At 45.7% G+C, this 17,075-nt stretch carries 14 protein-coding genes and 1 rRNA gene; 13 read left to right on the top strand and 2 right to left on the bottom strand.

What is annotated here, in order from left to right:
- From zipA to L5M49_RS11180, 11 genes are all read left to right on the top strand, one after another.
- The gene (gene zipA, locus L5M49_RS11230; protein WP_263266083.1) at positions 1-1,074 is read left to right on the top strand and encodes a cell division protein ZipA; all 1,074 of its coding nucleotides are present in this window, start codon (positions 1-3) and stop codon (positions 1,072-1,074) included.
- Positions 1,075-1,177: 103 nt separating this feature from the next.
- Entirely contained in the window at positions 1,178-3,235 is a 2,058-nt protein-coding gene (gene ligA, locus L5M49_RS11225) for an NAD-dependent DNA ligase LigA (RefSeq protein WP_263266082.1), read from the top strand.
- A 246-nt stretch (positions 3,236-3,481) separates the two neighbouring features.
- Entirely contained in the window at positions 3,482-3,967 is a 486-nt protein-coding gene (locus tag L5M49_RS11220) for a DUF2919 domain-containing protein (RefSeq protein WP_263184822.1), read from the top strand.
- A gap of 222 nt (positions 3,968-4,189) precedes the next feature.
- Positions 4,190-5,395 carry an HD-GYP domain-containing protein gene (locus L5M49_RS11215; protein WP_131523554.1) on the top strand — a complete coding sequence of 402 codons (1,206 nt, stop codon included), beginning with the start codon at positions 4,190-4,192 and terminating at the stop codon, positions 5,393-5,395.
- A 56-nt stretch (positions 5,396-5,451) separates the two neighbouring features.
- Complete coding sequence (locus L5M49_RS11210) at positions 5,452-6,315, top strand: NAD(P)-binding domain-containing protein (protein WP_168824139.1); 864 nt, start codon at positions 5,452-5,454, stop codon at positions 6,313-6,315.
- 125 nt (positions 6,316-6,440) lie between these two features.
- Positions 6,441-7,061 carry a thiol:disulfide interchange protein DsbA/DsbL gene (locus L5M49_RS11205; RefSeq protein ID WP_168824137.1) on the top strand — a complete coding sequence of 207 codons (621 nt, stop codon included), beginning with the start codon at positions 6,441-6,443 and terminating at the stop codon, positions 7,059-7,061.
- A gap of 632 nt (positions 7,062-7,693) precedes the next feature.
- On the top strand, positions 7,694-7,960 hold the full coding sequence (locus tag L5M49_RS11200; RefSeq protein WP_006082142.1) for a DUF4212 domain-containing protein: 267 nt from the start codon (positions 7,694-7,696) through the stop codon (positions 7,958-7,960).
- Positions 7,961-7,971: 11 nt separating this feature from the next.
- Positions 7,972-9,708 (top strand): sodium:solute symporter family protein, encoded by a 1,737-nt coding sequence (locus L5M49_RS11195; protein ID WP_028760955.1) that lies wholly within the window; start codon positions 7,972-7,974, stop codon positions 9,706-9,708.
- A gap of 199 nt (positions 9,709-9,907) precedes the next feature.
- Positions 9,908-11,755, top strand: a complete 1,848-nt coding sequence (locus L5M49_RS11190) for a DUF294 nucleotidyltransferase-like domain-containing protein (protein ID WP_173497354.1) — start codon at positions 9,908-9,910, stop codon at positions 11,753-11,755.
- Position 11,756: 1 nt separating this feature from the next.
- Positions 11,757-12,443: an exonuclease domain-containing protein gene (locus L5M49_RS11185; protein WP_263266081.1), complete on the top strand. Its 687-nt coding sequence runs from the start codon at positions 11,757-11,759 to the stop codon at positions 12,441-12,443.
- Positions 12,444-12,646: 203 nt separating this feature from the next.
- A complete protein-coding gene (locus tag L5M49_RS11180) occupies positions 12,647-13,240 on the top strand; it encodes a lecithin retinol acyltransferase family protein (protein WP_263266080.1) in 594 nt (197 codons plus the stop codon).
- An 87-nt stretch (positions 13,241-13,327) separates the two neighbouring features.
- Here the strand turns inward: L5M49_RS11180 and L5M49_RS11175 are convergent, their stop codons facing one another.
- Positions 13,328-14,395, bottom strand: a complete 1,068-nt coding sequence (locus L5M49_RS11175) for a ketoacyl-ACP synthase III (protein WP_263266079.1) — start codon at positions 14,393-14,395, stop codon at positions 13,328-13,330.
- A gap of 91 nt (positions 14,396-14,486) precedes the next feature.
- Complete coding sequence (locus L5M49_RS11170) at positions 14,487-15,158, bottom strand: GntR family transcriptional regulator (RefSeq protein ID WP_028760950.1); 672 nt, start codon at positions 15,156-15,158, stop codon at positions 14,487-14,489.
- Positions 15,159-15,626: 468 nt separating this feature from the next.
- On the opposite strand from L5M49_RS11170, the gene gmhB reads away from it, so the two are divergent.
- On the top strand, positions 15,627-16,175 hold the full coding sequence (gene gmhB / locus L5M49_RS11165) for a D-glycero-beta-D-manno-heptose 1,7-bisphosphate 7-phosphatase (protein ID WP_131523561.1): 549 nt from the start codon (positions 15,627-15,629) through the stop codon (positions 16,173-16,175).
- 655 nt (positions 16,176-16,830) lie between these two features.
- Positions 16,831-17,075 (top strand): 16S ribosomal RNA (locus tag L5M49_RS11160); the annotation flags it as partial.

Below are 17,075 nucleotides of genomic sequence, written 5' to 3'. Positions count from 1 at the left end.
ATGGAAGATTTGCAACTAGTATTGTTCGTTTTAGGCGCCATAGCCATAGTTGCTGTGCTGGTGCATGGATTTTGGTCTATCAGAAGACAACAGCCTAAATCATTGAAAGATAGCCCAATGAGCAACTTTTATAAGAAACAGGCTGAGAAAGGTGAGCCGAGTCCGAAGCGGATCGATTCAGAAGGGTTTGATGCCGATGGTATTGGCGCCGTACGCGTGCGCAAAGCCGGTGAACTTGCACCTAACAACGAAACTCCTGCGGCCAATCCTTATTTGAAGCAGGAAGTAAAGCTAGAACCTAAGCCTGAATTTAAACCACAAGAGTTTAAATCAACAGAATTTAAACCAGAGTTGAAAGTTGGCCCTAAACACGAGCCCGTGATAGCTCAGCCTGATTTTAGCTTGCAGCCACCCGTGGCAAAAGAGCAACACCGTGGCCCGAAAGTCTCGCGTCAAGAGCCCGTTTTGAACACTCAAGCGAGCATGCAAACTCCGCCAATGGGTCAATCCCATGCGGCTATCGTAGCGCAAAAAGCGGCTGAGCAGGAACATGCGTTACGTAGTGCAGTTCCGCAGCAAACGGCCTTGTTTGACGAAAATGAATATAAAGAAGATAGCTATCAAGAAGAGGTTGTCGAACAAGCCGCTGAAGATGAGTTAGGTGAACCACGCGACGTACTGGTATTACACGTGGTCGCTAAAGAGGGTCTACAGCTTAACGGCGCCGAATTGCTACCTTGTTTCTTAACCTTGAATTTTAAATATGGAGATATGAATATTTTCCATCGCCATGTAGATAATGCTGGCAATGGTAAAGTATTGTTCTCGATAGCGAATATGCTAAAGCCTGGCGTGTTTGATCCTGATAATATGGAGCAGTTCAGTACCCAAGGAGTGGTGTTTTTCATGACTTTGCCTTGTTACGGTGACGCCCTAATGAACTTCTCGATTATGCTTAACTCGGCGCGCCAACTTGCGGATGATATCGATGCGGTCGTGCTTGACGGACAACGCCAACCTTGGGGTGAGTTCACTAAGCAAGATTATTTACATCGCATTCGCGCTAACGCTTAAGCCGACGCCGCAACTTGGCGGTTAATAGATTGATGAGGCCGCTATTGCGGCCTCATTTTTTGTGATCTACTTTTTGTGATCTAAAGAATTCTGGATAAAGAATATGCAAGACATTCAACTCGATACACTTCTGTCTAAAGACGTCACCCCAGAAAACGCATCGCAGGTGATGCAGGCGCTCAGCCAATCGCTGAACGAGCACAACATTCGTTACTATGTGGACGATGCTCCGAGCATTACCGATTCTGAGTACGACAGGTTGATGCAGCGTTTACTCAAGTTAGAAGCCTTGTATCCCCATTTGATTGTCGCTGATTCACCGACTCAAAGGGTGGGCGGATTAGCGCTCGCCAAATTTGATCAAATCACACACCTTAAGCCTATGTTAAGCCTAGATAACGCCTTCGATGAGGCGGATTTCAGTGCTTTCCATAAGCGTGTCACCGATAAAGTGGGTGAGGTGAGCTTTTGTTGTGAGCCTAAACTTGATGGCCTTGCCGTGAGTATCTTGTATCGCCATGGTGTGCTCGAGCGTGCGGCGACGCGCGGCGATGGTTCAGTGGGTGAAGACATCACTGAAAATGTTAAAACCATTAAATCGATCCCGCTTAAATTACGTGGTAATGACTTCCCTGAACTCGTTGAAGTACGCGGCGAGGCTTTTATGCCAAAAGCCGCTTTTGAAGCTTTGAATGACAGGGCGCGCGCCAAAGATGAAAAACTCTTCGTGAATCCGCGTAACGCAGCAGCCGGTAGCTTGCGACAACTTGACAGTAAAATTACTGCTGCCCGTTCATTGGCTTTTTATGCCTATGCGCTCGGTGTGGTGGAGCCGGATTCCCATCCGTTAGCTAAAACCCATTTCGAGCAGTTACAGCAGCTTAAATCGTGGGGTTTACCCGTAAGTAGCGAAATTAAAGTCTGCGCTGAACTAAGCCAAGTCTATGACTACTACAAAGACATTCTTACTCGTCGCGGCGATTTAGCCTTTGAAATTGATGGGGTAGTGATGAAAGTTAACGACATTGCCCAGCAGCAACGTTTAGGCTTTGTGGCTAAATCACCCCGCTGGGCGATTGCTTATAAGTTCCCCGCACAGGAAGAAATGACCCAACTTGAAGGCGTTGATTTTCAAGTGGGCCGCACAGGTGCTGTCACGCCAGTAGCACGCTTAAAGCCAGTGTTTGTTGGTGGCGTGACGGTATCGAATGCGACGCTGCACAATGCCGATGAAATTGCCCGCTTAGGCATTAAAGTCGGTGACACAGTGATCATCCGCCGCGCTGGCGATGTTATCCCACAAATTGTTGCCATAGTGCCCGAAAGACGCCCTGAAACGGCGACAGACATTGTATTTCCGCACAATTGTCCTGTATGTGGCAGTTTAGTTGAGCGCCTAGAAGGTGAGGCTGTGGCGCGCTGTAGCGGTGGTTTATTCTGCGAAGCGCAGCGTAAAGAAGCGATTAAGCATTTTGCATCCCGCAAGGCTTTAGATATCGATGGCATGGGCGACAAAGTCGTTGAGCAATTGATTGATAAAGAGTTAGTTCAAAGTCCTGCGGATCTGTTTAAGCTCACCGCTTCTATGATGACTATGCTTGACCGCATGGGGATGAAGTCGGCAACCAATTTAGCTGCCGCGATTGAAGCGGCCAAAACCACCACTCTTGCGCGTTTCTTATATGGCTTAGGTATTCGCGAAGTGGGCGAGGCGACGGCAGCAAACCTGGCGGCGCACTTTGCCAGTCTAGATGCGCTGCGGGTGGCAACTGTGGAGCAGTTAACCGAAGTGGAAGATGTTGGTGCTGTTGTTGCACAGCATGTGGCCCATTTTTTTGCCCAGCCCCATAACCTTGAAGTTATTGATGCTTTAGTTGCTGCAGGTGTTCATTGGCCTGCCATTGAAGCACCTAGTGCAGATGCACAGCCGCTTAAAGGCCAAACTTGGGTATTGACTGGCACCTTAAATCAGCTCAATCGCAATGATGCTAAAGCTCAGTTGCAGGCGCTGGGGGCGAAAGTGGCAGGCAGTGTCTCCAAAAATACCGATTGTTTAGTGGCAGGTGAGGCGGCAGGTTCAAAACTGGCTAAAGCGCAGGAGCTTGGTGTTAAAGTGATGGATGAAGACGAGCTGTTAGCACTTCTCGCCGCGAACGCTTGATTGGCGTCAGTTGAGAGAGCGTTGGCTTGATGTTGATTCAATGCTGGCTGTAGCGGCTGCAGCCTTGTATCAAGGGGTGAATACCGTCGAATAGCCGATATTAAATAGTGCCTGGCCCAAGGCGCTATTTTTTTGTCTGAAAATAATCACGGTGCGGAAAGATTATCTGCTTTGGCTATTGAATTAACTGCGATTGGCACCATCTCCTTGATATGCTGTTTTAGATTTTGCTGATTGGAAACCTATTTGAATTTTAGTCACATCACTTGGCTCGATGATAAAGGCCACATTAAACCGCCCATCTTTTTATATGCGCTTTTGGCTTATCTCGCGCGTGGTTGGTGTATTTTTATCGCCTCGCTGACTCAGATGGGTGATCGTTCTGAGTTAGTGCGGATTTTTTACCCTGAAAAGTCAGATTTTTTGCTAGCAATCGGGGCGGGACTTGGCGCGGTTTTGATTTATCTTGTGGTGATAGCTGAACGTCGACGTTCGCCCCAATGGTTAAGACCGATTTTTGTGCATTTAAAATGGGGGTTGTGGTTGCTGTTGATGATTGATGGCGTTTTGTTGGGTCAGCGGTTAATCCATAGCCAATTTCTGTTTCATTGGAGTCTTGCTTTAGATGCTTTAATGTTGTTTTGGTCGAGTATTTATCTTATTAAATCGAAGCGACTCAGTTATTACCTCCGTGATTGGCCAAAAGAAGAAGCTCAAGAACTTCAGCCTTAGTTTTTATCGTATTGTTATATAATAACTTTATTTAGAACTGAGCGGTGGGGCACATGACGATGTGTTCTATCCCTCAGTTTGATAAGGATTTTTACCTTATTTCTCCATTGAATGCTTTGAATCATCTATAGTTATATGTACTTAGCTTAAATGTGCCCTGTTGGATACGCAGATGAGGTCATCTGTTTATATCCACATTACATTTGAAAGGAGTCATATTGCGTGGCAAAAGTACCTCAAAAAAAGTTGTTACTGTCAGAAATTCAACTTGGCATGAGAGTCAAGTTGCCTTTGTCATGGACGAACCACCCTTTTTTATTTAACCGTGTTGATATTAGCAGTGCCGCTCAAATCGAAATGATCCGTGGCTTAGGCGTTCCCTATGTTTTTTTGTTATCTGAATTGAATCCCGGATCGGAGACTGTTAGGGAAGATGAGGATGTTGAAGATGAAATTGAAGTTCCACCTGAGCGGGATCTTAAGGCCGATACCCGTAAGGCGATACGTTTAAGCCAAAAGCGTTTCCTTGAGAATGTAAATAACTGCCGAAATGTATTTGGCAAGATAGCCAGTGATCCCGAAGGTGCCTATCGATTGTCGGCGTCATTGGTAGAAGACTTGCTAAGCCATTTGCAGGAAGTTGAAAAACCTTTCCTCACTTTGGTCGGAATGGATGATAACGATGTCAGTGTGACCCAGCACGGGGTCTCTGTGGCAGTATTAGCAATGATGATGGGTCATGCACTGGATTTAAGCCCAAGGGAACTGCGTGATATTGCTCTTGGTAGTTTGTTACATGATATTGGAAAACTTAAGGTACCTGATGTTATTCGCCGTAAGCGCGGAGCCTTAACACCTCATGAGTCAAATTATCTGCAAATGCACCCTAATTTCGCCTATGACATGCTCAATCGTTCCGGATTATTCCCTAAAGAAGTACTCCACATTGTGCTACACCACCATGAGTTTATTGACGGTTCAGGTTTCCCTGATGGGTTAACTGATCATAAAATTCCTATCATTACGCAGATCGTGAGTTTGGCAAATGACTACGATCAACAGCTCAGTGGTCAACAAATATCCTCCCCTCAAGTCGCTTTAGGTTATTTGTTTAAGAATCGGGCCACTAAACATGCCGAATCTTTAATCGCTATTTTGGTTAAAATTCTCGGTATTTATCCACCAGGAACCATAGTGAAACTCTCCGATGGCTGTATCGCAAAAGTCATGATGACGACTAAAGATGTGAGTCAACCCCAAGTGTGGGCCTGCAAAGAGGATGGCAGTGAACCATCGCTGCGTTTTTTAAGTAATGAAGGCGTGACAGTACAAAAAGCCATCAAGGCGGAAGAGTTGTCCGAGGGGGCTATTCGTACCTTACAAGTCGATAAAGGGATTAGTTTTTATTTTAGTTCGCTACAAACTTGAATCTTATGCGCTAAGTTCCGTATTCTATCCGCTGATGTGATTCCCTTAGGGCTAATATGGCGAATGTAAAAGCAGAAAACAGCACAGTAAAATCCAGTGTTGCTTTGGTCGGTTGTGGTTGGTTTGGTTTTGCTTTGGCAAAGCAACTTGTCCATGAGGGCTATCGAGTCACTGGCTGTAAGCGCAGTGCCGAAGAATTATCGGTATTAACTGAAGTCGGGATTGAAGCCTATCCGCTGCAATTGGGCCACGAAGCATCATCTGCCCCCGATGCTCAGGCGTTAAGCGGTTTATTTCAGACCGATTATTTAGTGGTCAATATTCCTCCCCGATTAAAGCGTGGTAATGCCGCTTATCTTGAAGAATTACAACAACTCATCGCATTAACTCAAGGCTGGCAATATCAGCGGATTGTGTTTATCAGCACTACGGGCGTATATCCGACCCAAGATAAATTGATGACAGAAGCCGATGCGATAGCAGAATCAAGCGATAGCCAAGTGCTATTAGATGCTGAAGCTTTATTTCAAGCATTGCCCCATACCTGTATCGTTCGTTTTGCTGGACTCGTCGGTCCTAAACGTCATCCTGGGCGTTTTCTTGCTGGAAAAACTGATGTGAGTGGGGCGAATGTCGCGGTAAATTTAGTCCATCTTAGTGACTGTGTGCACGCCGTTAGCGCCATTCTCGCGGCAACTCATTCTGGATTATCAGTGGCGCCGATTTATAATCTTTGCGCACCTTCACATCCGACTAAAGCTGAGTTTTATCAAGCTGCTGCCGAATCTCTAGGTTTAGTCGCGCCAGAATTTAATCAACAATCTATGCCGAGTAAAGTCATCCAAGCTGACGCGATTGTCACAGATTTAGGCTTTCGATATCAGTATGTTTCGCCGCTGGATATGCTAGCGGCATGTTGAGAAAGGTTCATTACTGTAAAAGGTAAAAGTCGAACTTTTAGGTTATCTTTGGGTTCCAAATTTGCTTTAGCAAATGTGTAATCCTTATTTATTTAAACAAATGACGAATAAAAAGAGACAATATAATGGGCGTGTTTAATCGAGTTCGACCTATAGCAGTATTTGCGTGCGGATTAATGCTGAGTGCCAGTTTTGCCCTGCAGGCTGCAAGTTTCGAAGAAGGCAAGGATTATGTCACTGTGGCGGGCATTACCGAAACGCAAAAGCCAGTGCTGCGGGAGTTTTTTTCTTATAACTGCACACATTGTTATAAGCAAGAACCGCTCATTGAGTCGACAGTAAAGCTGCTTGGCAAAGATGTGGCCTTTGAGCGTACACCCGTTGGTGCAGGTCGTCCCGCTTGGGAATTGAGCCAGTTTGCCTATTATATGGCGCAAAAATTAAAGATGACTAAGCAAACCCATGGTGCCATTTTTAAGCAAATTCATGAGAAAGGTGAGCAATTTACCACCCTTGAGCAAGTAAAAGCCTTTTTCCTTGCCCAAGGCGCTAGGGTGGATGATGTCGATGCCGCGATGAATTCCGTCGATGCAAAATTCACCCTAATGAATTATGACTCTCAAGCTGAGCTTGCTGGGATCAAGGGGGTACCGTCATTACTGGTTAATGGCCGTTATATGCTGACCTCAACCGCACATACCGCAGAAGAATTGGCGGCGTTAGTGAAGTTTTTAGCTGCGAAGTAACGGCATTTTATAGACGGACGGCACGCGATGTATCATGCGATGAAAGTTGCTTGTTGCGAGTAACGCTTAGTCACGTTTCCTCAAGGTAGATTGAGTAACCCAGCATAGGCTGGGTTATTTTTTGTTGTTAACCTGCAAGGTGACTGTGAGTCAAACCCTAACATTTTGACGAAATAACATGATGAAATGAAACGGTAAGCAATTGGGCTGACCTAGGTTTGATGAAAGATTTAACGTCTCTAATTGATTGAGAAACTCATGATTAAAACTCTCGATAATCTAGGCTAAAAACCTCAAGTCATCTGATTTTTAGCCAGTCTAGAGCTGTATTAAAGGTCATTTAAATTTCTAATTTCCCTAGTTCAGACAATAAGTTATTTCTATTTATTGGATGAAAATCCTCTTTCTCCATTCGCATCCCACTCATTCATGTTCGACATTGGTCTAACCTGTTAAAAAAGTTAAAACCGTATCGAAATGTAATATCATTGTTAACTCTTTGAATTTGTTTCTATTCGCTATTTGCAGGCAGTGTTTTGAATCACGGGTTAGACGAAAGTCGTGATTGTGCTCACACCAGCTGTTGCTAGATTAAACATGACTTAAAATTAAAACAGCACAGGGGAGTCACTATGGGTTTTGAAAACAACGACAAGGCAAAGGGTTATTGGCGCGAGAATATTCGTCTCGTACTGAGCTTATTAGCCATTTGGGCGGCAGTTTCTTTTGGATGCGGCATTTTATTGGTTGATGTACTCAATGAAGTCCATTTCATGGGATTCAAATTAGGTTTCTGGTTTGCACAACAGGGATCTATGTATGTATTCGTTGCGCTTATCTTTGTCTACGCGGCAAAAGCCAACGCCTTAGATAAAAAATATAACGTACAAGAAGACTAAGGAGCTTTGAGATGGATGTTCAAACACTCACATATATTATCGTAGGGCTCTCATTTGCGCTCTACATTGGGATTGCAATCTGGACCCGTGCGGGTTCAACCAAAGAGTTCTATGTTGCTGGCGGCGGTGTTCACCCTGTGGTGAACGGTATGGCAACGGCGGCAGATTGGATGTCAGCGGCGTCATTTATTTCGTTAGCGGGTATTGTGTCTTTCGTCGGTTACGATGGTAGCGTGTACTTGATGGGCTGGACGGGCGGCTACGTATTGCTTGCCCTTTGTATGGCACCGTATTTACGTAAATTTGGTAAGTTTACTGTGCCAGATTTCGTCGGTGAGCGTTATTACTCACAGGCGGCACGTACTGTAGCGGTTATCTGTGCCATCTTTATTTGCTTTACGTATATTGCAGGGCAAATGCGCGGTGTGGGTGTTGTGTTCTCGCGCTTCCTTGAAGTGGAGGTGGATACTGGCGTATATATCGGTATGGCGGTCGTGTTCTTCTACGCGGTACTCGGTGGTATGAAAGGGATTACCTACACTCAGGTTGCCCAATACTGCGTACTGATTTTCGCCTTTATGGTTCCGGCTATTTTCCTTTCAGTGATGATGACGGGCCACTTAGTACCGCAAATTGGTTTTGGTGCTGAGTTACTGGATGCCGCTGGCAATAATAGCGGTGTGTATTTGTTAGAAAAACTCAATAACGTTTCGGTTGAGCTCGGCTTTGCACCTTACACCGACGGTTCTAAGAGCATGATAGATGTGTTCTGTATTACGGGTGCCTTGATGGTGGGGACTGCGGGTTTACCCCATGTTATCGTGCGTTTCTTCACTGTACCTAAAGTGAAGGATGCACGTATCACTGCCGGATGGTCGCTTGTTTTTATTGCGATTATGTACACCACAGTGCCTGCGTTAGCAGCGTTCTCCCGCGTGAACATGATTGAAACTATTAACGGTCCCGATTCTAAAGGTGTGGCTTATGAGTCTGCACCAGATTGGATTAAGAACTGGGAAAAAACCGGTTTGATTAAGTGGGATGATAAAAATGGCGACGGTAAAATTTACTATTCGTCAGGTAAGATTGAAGATCCCGCTAGCAAAAATGAAATGAAGATTGATAACGATATTATCGTACTTGCTACGCCAGAAATCGCTAATTTACCAGCTTGGGTTATCGCCCTTGTGGCGGCGGGTGGTTTAGCAGCTGCGTTATCAACATCTGCAGGCTTGCTATTGGTGATTTCAACGTCGGTTTCACACGACCTATTGAAAAAGAATTTAATGCCTAACCTTTCCGATAAAAAAGAGCTGCTATATGCTCGCTTGGCGGCAGGTATTGGCATTGTGATTGCGGGTTACTTTGGGGTGAACCCTCCTGGTTTCGTGGCGGCAGTGGTGGCATTCGCCTTCGGATTAGCGGCTTCCTCACTGTTCCCTGCCATTGTTATGGGTATTTTCTCTAAGACAATGAATAAAGAAGGTGCGATTGCTGGTATGTTAACGGGTCTGCTGTTTACTGCTGGTTATATCATCTACTTCAAGTTTGTTGATCCAACGGCTAACATAGCTGCTAACTGGTTCCTGGGTATTTCACCAGAAGGTATTGGTATGGTAGGCATGTTAGTGAACTTCGGTGTGGCAGCGATAGTGAGTCGAGTCACTGCGGCAACACCACTGCATGTTCAGGAGATGGTTGAATCGATTCGTTTCCCTAAAGGTTCGGGTGAAGCAAGCGGCCACTAACCTTACTGCGTAATGGTGAGTACCAACACAATAGAGCGCTTCGGCGCTCTTTTTTATGGCTCTTTTGGCCAGCCTTTATGATTCTGTGGGGAGTCACTTTATTATGCTTGCGGCTGACTTTAGTCGAATGTAGCGTAGCGACAATGCAGGCTATAGTGATGACATCTCAGTAAAAATTCGCCTAAAGAAGGTGTTGCCTATGAATGCCAGTGAGTTACAACCCGTAGTGCAATTTCTACAGGGACTTGTGCCCTTTGATGCTCTACCTGAGGATGTCGTCGTGCGCTGCGCTAAGGCTGTTACTGTTGGGTATTACAGCAAGGCCTCTGGTTATGTTAATTTCGACGCGAATTCGCCTAAGTTGTATATGGTGCGAAGCGGCGCCTTTGAAGTGCGCGATCCTGACGGCGTGTTGGTGGATAGAGTGGGCGAGGGTGAGTTTTTTGGCTTTTCTACTTTGTTATCAGGGGAAAAAGTCGTTAATAAAGTCGCTATTCTTGAAGACGGTCTAGTTTATCATCTGCCCCAAGCCTTGTTTGATAGCCTTAGGAGTGAGAGTCGTCACTTCGATAAGTTTTTTACCCGCGCCTTCGCAAAGCGTTTACGCCATGAGGCCCGCTTTAAGGCAAAGGATCTGACGACCACAAGTCGGATAAGTACCTTGATGTCTTCCACTCCCATCGTTATAGATGCCCAAGCTAGCGTGACTCAGGCGGCACTCTTGATGCGAAATCGCCGAGTATCGTCCTTATTGGTGACGGATAATCATAAATTGGTTGGCATCTTAACCGATAAGGATTTGCGTAATCGCGTGTTAGCAGCAGGGCTTGATGGCAGCGTTGCTGTGCATCAAGCCATGACGGTTTCACCTATCTCGATCTCCTCCAATGCCTTGATTTTTGAAGCCATGCTGCTGATGAGTGAGCATAACATTCATCACTTACCTATTATCGATCAAGATAAAGCTATCGGTATGGTGACCAGTACTGACATCTTGCGCGGGCAGGGCTCACAACCGCTACTGTTGATTGGTGAGATTGAACGGCAGCAGGATCTTGCCAGTTTAATTGGCGTCAGTAAGCAAATTCCCCTATTGCTGCAAAATCTTATTAGTGCCGATGCCAGAGCTGAAGAAATTGGCCGAGTGTTAACCTCTGTCACCGATGCGCTGACGCGGCGATTAATTGTGCTCAATCAGCAATTACTCGGTGAACCGCCCATGGCCTTTTGCTGGTTGGCATTTGGCTCGCAGGGACGACAAGATCAGGCTGCGTGTTCAGATCAAGATAATGGCTTGTTAGTCGCAGAAGAGATGGATGATTTTGCTAAAGGTTATTTTGATGCCTTAACCCATGCCGTGTGCGCAGGGCTTGACCAATGCGGTTATGAATTTTGTCCCGGCAATATTATGGCGCAAAATCCCCAATGGCGGATGTCACTCAAACAGTGGCAACAGGTATTTGAAAAATGGGTCATAACGCCTGAGCCTAAGGCGTTAATGCACGCCAGCATCTTCTTCGATATGCGATCGGTTTACGGTCCACAAACCCTGTTTGATGCCTTACAGGATAAAGTCTTGGCTCAAACCCGCGATAACGATATTTTCCTCGCGGGTATGACAGGCAATTCGTTGGTGGAGTCACCGCCGCTAGGATTTTTCCGCAAATTTGTACTCGAGCGGGATGGTAGCGAAGTTAAAGGCATAGATTTGAAGCATAAAGGTAATGCTTTGATTAACGATATTGCCCGTGTCTATGCCTTGTCTGCGGGCATTAAAGAAGTGAATACTGCAAAACGTATTCGTGCCTTGATGGATGCGAATATTCTCAATCGGCAAGATGCGCTCAATTTGGCTGATGCCCATGAGTTTATCGCCCATATGCGGTTATCGAACCAAGGTTATCAACATAATCAAGGGGTAGAGGTGAGTAATTATTTGCTGCCTGGGCATTTATCTTCGCTGGTTCGTCATCAGTTACGTGACGCTTTTAAAGTCGTACATGAGGCGCAGGCGGGGATGAAGATGAAATTTATGCGAAGCTTTTGATATGAATACATTGTTGCTGAAAACTCAGCTCAATTGGCGGGCGCTGCGTTGCCAACATCATTTATTTAAAGGCTATTATCAGTCGCTGTTGCCTCTACTGGCAATGCCGTTATCCGAAGCGCCGTTAACGGCGATGGATTTGGAGATGACAGGGCTCAATCCACAGCAAGATCAAATTCTCAGCATTGGATTGGTGCCGATTGAGCGCGGTGAGATCCCGTTGGCACGCGCCGAGCAAAAGTTAGTGCAAATTCGCGGTAGTGTAGGCCAAAGTGCGACGATCCACGGCATTCTTGATAATCATTTGGTGCAAGCTGTCACCATTGAGGAAGCCATGGGCTGGTTTATCAATCAAACCTATGGCCGTGTGCTGGTGGCACATCATGCCCCTTTAGATTGTCGTTTTTTACAGCAGGATTTATTAACGATTTATCATCAAGCCATTGTTTTACCTGCAATCGATACTTTAATGGTTGAAAAGCACCGTTTACTACGGGAGCACTCAGTGATTAAAGAGGGGAGTTTGCGCCTTGGCGCTTGTCGCGAGCGTTACGGTTTACCCATTTATACGGCCCATAGCGCGCTGACCGATGCCTTAGCTTGTGGGGAATTATTACTTGCGCAAATGGCTGCTATGGGCGGTGCGGCAAAGCTTACTGTGGCTGATTTACTGCAAAAATCGACTTAGTCAGTGCTAACAGAAATCACTCTTTGTGGTGAGTGAATTCATTTGAGATGGATTGGTTTCATCTGGATTTCATCTTAGGTTAATCACTGACAAGCTAAACTCAGTTTACATTTAATCCTCTGTTCGAATTCAACCTGCCGTTAACTTGGCAATCCAACCAACTTGTACTTCACTCTACTAAGTTGAGTGTGTAGGAGAATATGATGCCGTTACCTTTACTTTGGGTGGGTGGTGCCGTAATCGGTGCGGTTTTGCTGGCCGATGAGCGCCAGCAGCGTCAACAGCTTGAGCGTGACAGATTACTCGGTAAGGCCCCTAAGTACCCCGTTGCCAATCGCGCTATGGTGGCACCGCCGAGTCAATGGCAAAAGGGATTAAAACAAGTATCGCCAATTCCTGGCAGTATCGTCTGTTGTTATGTTTTTGGCGTGATTGAGCATACTGGCATTTGGCTTGGTGATGATTGCCTCGTAGAGTTACATGGCTCAGGGCTGGTGCGAGCTGTATCGGTAAAGCGTTTTTTAGCGGGACGGACCGGTAGCCAAATCTATCTTGCCTGTAATCACCAACATCAGCCTCTTATTGCCGACTCTGTGTTGCCCCGCGCTGAACAGGCGATTTATCAGTATCGGGAATACGATTTATTCGACAATAATTGCCATCGATTTGCCTGGTCTTGTATTAGTGGCAGCGAAGGCGTGATTAAAGGCTTTAACGAGTTAAATCAAAAACTCGCCGAACATTTTAATCAAGCTATCTATTGGGATGAGATGATCATTAGCAAGTTGAATGAATAAGTTCTGTAGTCATAAACTAAAAAAGCCATCGCTTAAGATGGCTTTTTGTTTTAGTGGAACACTATGTAATCGTTTTGCAGAAACCGTTTACGGCTTACAAAAATAATCTACAGCGCGTTTAACTAACTCTATGCCTGTTTTGTCACAAGGCGGTAACTCGGCATCACTGATATTGATAGGTGTGACGCGATTTCCCCATTGCAGCAAGAGTGCAGCAGAGGTTAAGCCTGCGCCAAAGGCACAAGAGAGTATGGTTTGATTCGGCTTGATAATGCCTTGTTCTAACGCATCACAAATCGCAATTGGAATCGTCGCCGCCGAGGTATTGCCATAATTAGCGATGTTCACGAAGGCTTTTTCTTTCGGGATTTTCATTCGGCTAACTAAGGTATCAATAATACGTTCGTTGGCTTGATGCGGGATCACGAGATCCACTTCATCCTTATCAACACCACATTTTTCAAGCACTTTAGTGCTCAATTTATTCATTCCGTTAATCGCACGCTTGAAGATTTCTTGGCCATCGAATTCAATGAAAAAGTCCAATGAGTCGGCTGAGAATCTGTCCATCGCCGTGCCAAAGCCCGCTTTAAGAATGTCACGACCTTCAGGATCGTTATTCAGTTCATAACCGAGCACGCCACCGGCAACATCTGTCGCTTCAACCACAACGGCACCCGCACCATCACCAAATAGCACTGCAGTTTCGCGGCGCGACCAATCTAAATAGAAAGATAAACGTTCAGCACCAATGACTAATACTTTCTTGCTCTGGCCACTCTTGATTTGTGAGCTGGCTAAACCTAAGCCATATAAGAAGCCACTGCAGGCAGCATTGATATCGAATGCGGCACAACTGGCGCCAATATTAGCTTGTACAGTGGATGCAATATTTGGGATCAAAGTGTCTGGGCTGGCACTGGCCAGAATGATCATGTCGATTTCACTGCCATCAATACCTGCTGCTGCGAGCGCACGTTTTGCTGCAACTGAAGCAAGTTCAGAGGTATTTACATGACTGATATGGCGTTGGCTGATCCCTGTGCGAGATTTGATCCATTCGTCGGATGTCTCGATAAAGGTAGCAAGATCATCGTTGGTCAGCGTGGCTGGTGGAACACATTTGCCCCAACCTGTGATAGTGGCGTACTGCATGGTGGTTTCTCTCAAATAAAAAAGGCAGAACCTGAGCGCTGCCTTGAATCGACAACAAAGCTTATCGGCAACTCTAATGGCCGTCCGTGATCTAGACCACCTGTTTGGCGACGAGATCTCGAATTGTCATTGCGGCATGCAGAATATGATGACGCAGTAGCGCCGTCGCTTTTTCTGTTTCTCTCAGTTTGCAGTGGTTGAGCAAAGCCCTGTGCTCATGCTCTGCGGCAGGAATTCCCCCCGCGAGCAATAACTGCAAACGAATGTATCTATCACAATTAGTATTGAGGCCGTGAACAACCTCAAGGGTGTGTGGGCGATTAGCCGCCTGATATAAGCAAGTGTGAAATTGCGTATTCAACTCGCTCCAACTGGCGACGGCATCTTCATGTTTGAAGGCCGACTCCAATTGCTCGAGTACACGTTCTGCTTTTTCTAAATCAGCCTCTTGAAGTCGTGGGATCGCTTTCGCAAGCAGATCGGTTTCGATCATTGCACGTAATTCAAAAAGTTCGGTGACTTGTTCGACGGATAACACGGTCGCAGTCGCACCTTTATGGGGCTCAAACTTAACGAGTCCTTCGGCTTCGAGTTGCAATAATGCTTCTCTCACCGGAATACGGCTGACATTTAACGCTTCAGCCAAGGCACTTTGTCTGAGGGGTTCTCCTGCGGCTATGTCACCTGAAAGAATTCTCTCTCTGAGCACTTCCACAACTAACTGGGTGCGGGTTTTGTGGACGATAGGCGTAGTTCGACTCATTATTTCCGTCTATTTCGGGTATTTTCTCGTTATTTGCCCAAGATTACCGTTAAAAACACCACAAATAAAGGGAAATGCTTGATTGAGTGCAGCATCTAAGAGACTAACAATGTCCAAACGACGGGGTTTTTTGTGGTTTTCTCTTACGATTTGAAGCGCATTACTTGCGAGTGGCTTCGATGGCAACGCTGGCAATTATTTGTAAAAACGCTGTTCAGCTTCTTCGATTGAGTATTTTGATTAAAACAGTGCAATTACACATTTCACTGCTGGATTTTTTGGACTCTAATTTGGTGGGACAATTGCTATCTCGCATAGACACAAGCTGTACATAGAGATTTGCCTGTACAGTCACGAAATATCACTAACGCGCAATTTAGCACTAAAAGCATAACTTCAGCGGTGCAATTTCTGATAATGAATGGAATAATAGCGCGATAACGCCTTAGGCGATTTGGGAGTATTACAGTGAGTCGAGCAGTATTTTTAGACCGTGATGGTGTGATTAACAAAGACCATGGTTATGTCCACCTAGTGGATGACTTCGAATATATTGACGGTGTGTTTGAATCTTGCCTCTCTTTAAAAGAAATGGGCTACAAGTTAGTTGTCGTCACTAATCAATCCGGTATTGCCCGTGGCATGTATACAGAAGATCAATTCCACAGCTTAACGGAGTGGATGGATTGGAACTTTGCCGACAAAGGGGTCGAGCTCGATGGTATTTACTATTGCCCGCACCATGCCGAAAAAGGTATAGGGGAATATAAGGTCGATTGTGATTGCCGCAAACCTAAGCCGGGTATGCTTAATGATGCGGCGCAATTCTTAAAAATCGACTTAGCGCACTCAGTCATGGTTGGCGACAAAGCCGAAGATATGCAGGCAGCGAAAGCGGCGGGCGTGACCACACGCATATTAGTGCGCAGTGGTAAGGTTATTGCTGATGACAGTGATGCCACAGTGGTACTCGACAGTATTGCCGATGTGCCGGCTTACTTAAAAAGCCTAGGCTAGTCGCTACGCGACTACTTATAAGCAGATAAACATTTGCTTATAAGTTCATCTCAAGTAGCTACTATCACAGTAGCCAGTAGCGTGGGTTATTGCTCTTGTTGAATGGAAGCTTGCGTTAAAAGCGATCTAACATGGCATAAAGAGCTAACCAATAAGTTGGCTCTTGTCATTTCTAGCGCTGGGTTAACCTCATCTTTTTACCTTAATCCAGCACAAATTCGATAAAATTGGCGTTAAAACACACTTTTAGTTTAAAAAGTGTGCGCTTGAATCGTTTTTCGTAATTATTCGCGCCAAAGGGGTTGCGGTAAAATCTGACATCCCTATAATGCGCATCCACTGACCCAGCGGGGTCAAGGGTTAAACGCTGAATAAGCTGCTAACCATGCTCTTTAACAATTTATCAAGCAAATCTGTGTGGACACTCACAGGTGTTGAGTTAATCGAAACTGCTTAAYCTTCGGGTTRGCAGTCAAAAATTTAAATCAATGTTTTCAAGTCATTCTCMTCAACGAGAARCGTGACTGAGTGTTCATAGTAATATGTACATACAGTAATGTATGARTTGAAACGCGATGCTTCTTAGTGAGCAAAGCGAATCAAACAGTAGAATTCATTGAGCCGCTGAAGTCGMAAGACGGAAGCAACAAAACTTTAATTGAAGAGTTTGATCATGGCTCAGATTGAACGCTGGCGGCAGGCCTAACACATGCAAGTCGAGCGGCAGCACAAGGGAGTTTACTYCTGAGGTGGCGAGCGGCGGACGGGTGAGTAATGCCTAGGGATCTGCCCAGTCGAGGGGGATAACAGTTGGAAACGACTGCTAATACCGCATACGCCCTACGGGGGAAAGGAGGGGACCTTCGGGCCTTCCGCGATTGGATGAACCTAGGTGGGTGG

It is taken from the genome of Shewanella sp. SM74 (assembly GCF_025653725.1).
In the GTDB taxonomy this organism is placed as follows: Bacteria; Pseudomonadota; Gammaproteobacteria; order Enterobacterales; family Shewanellaceae; genus Shewanella; species Shewanella oncorhynchi.
Note: the sequence above shows the minus strand (reverse complement) of the source record. Positions and strands in the feature narration are given on the sequence as shown.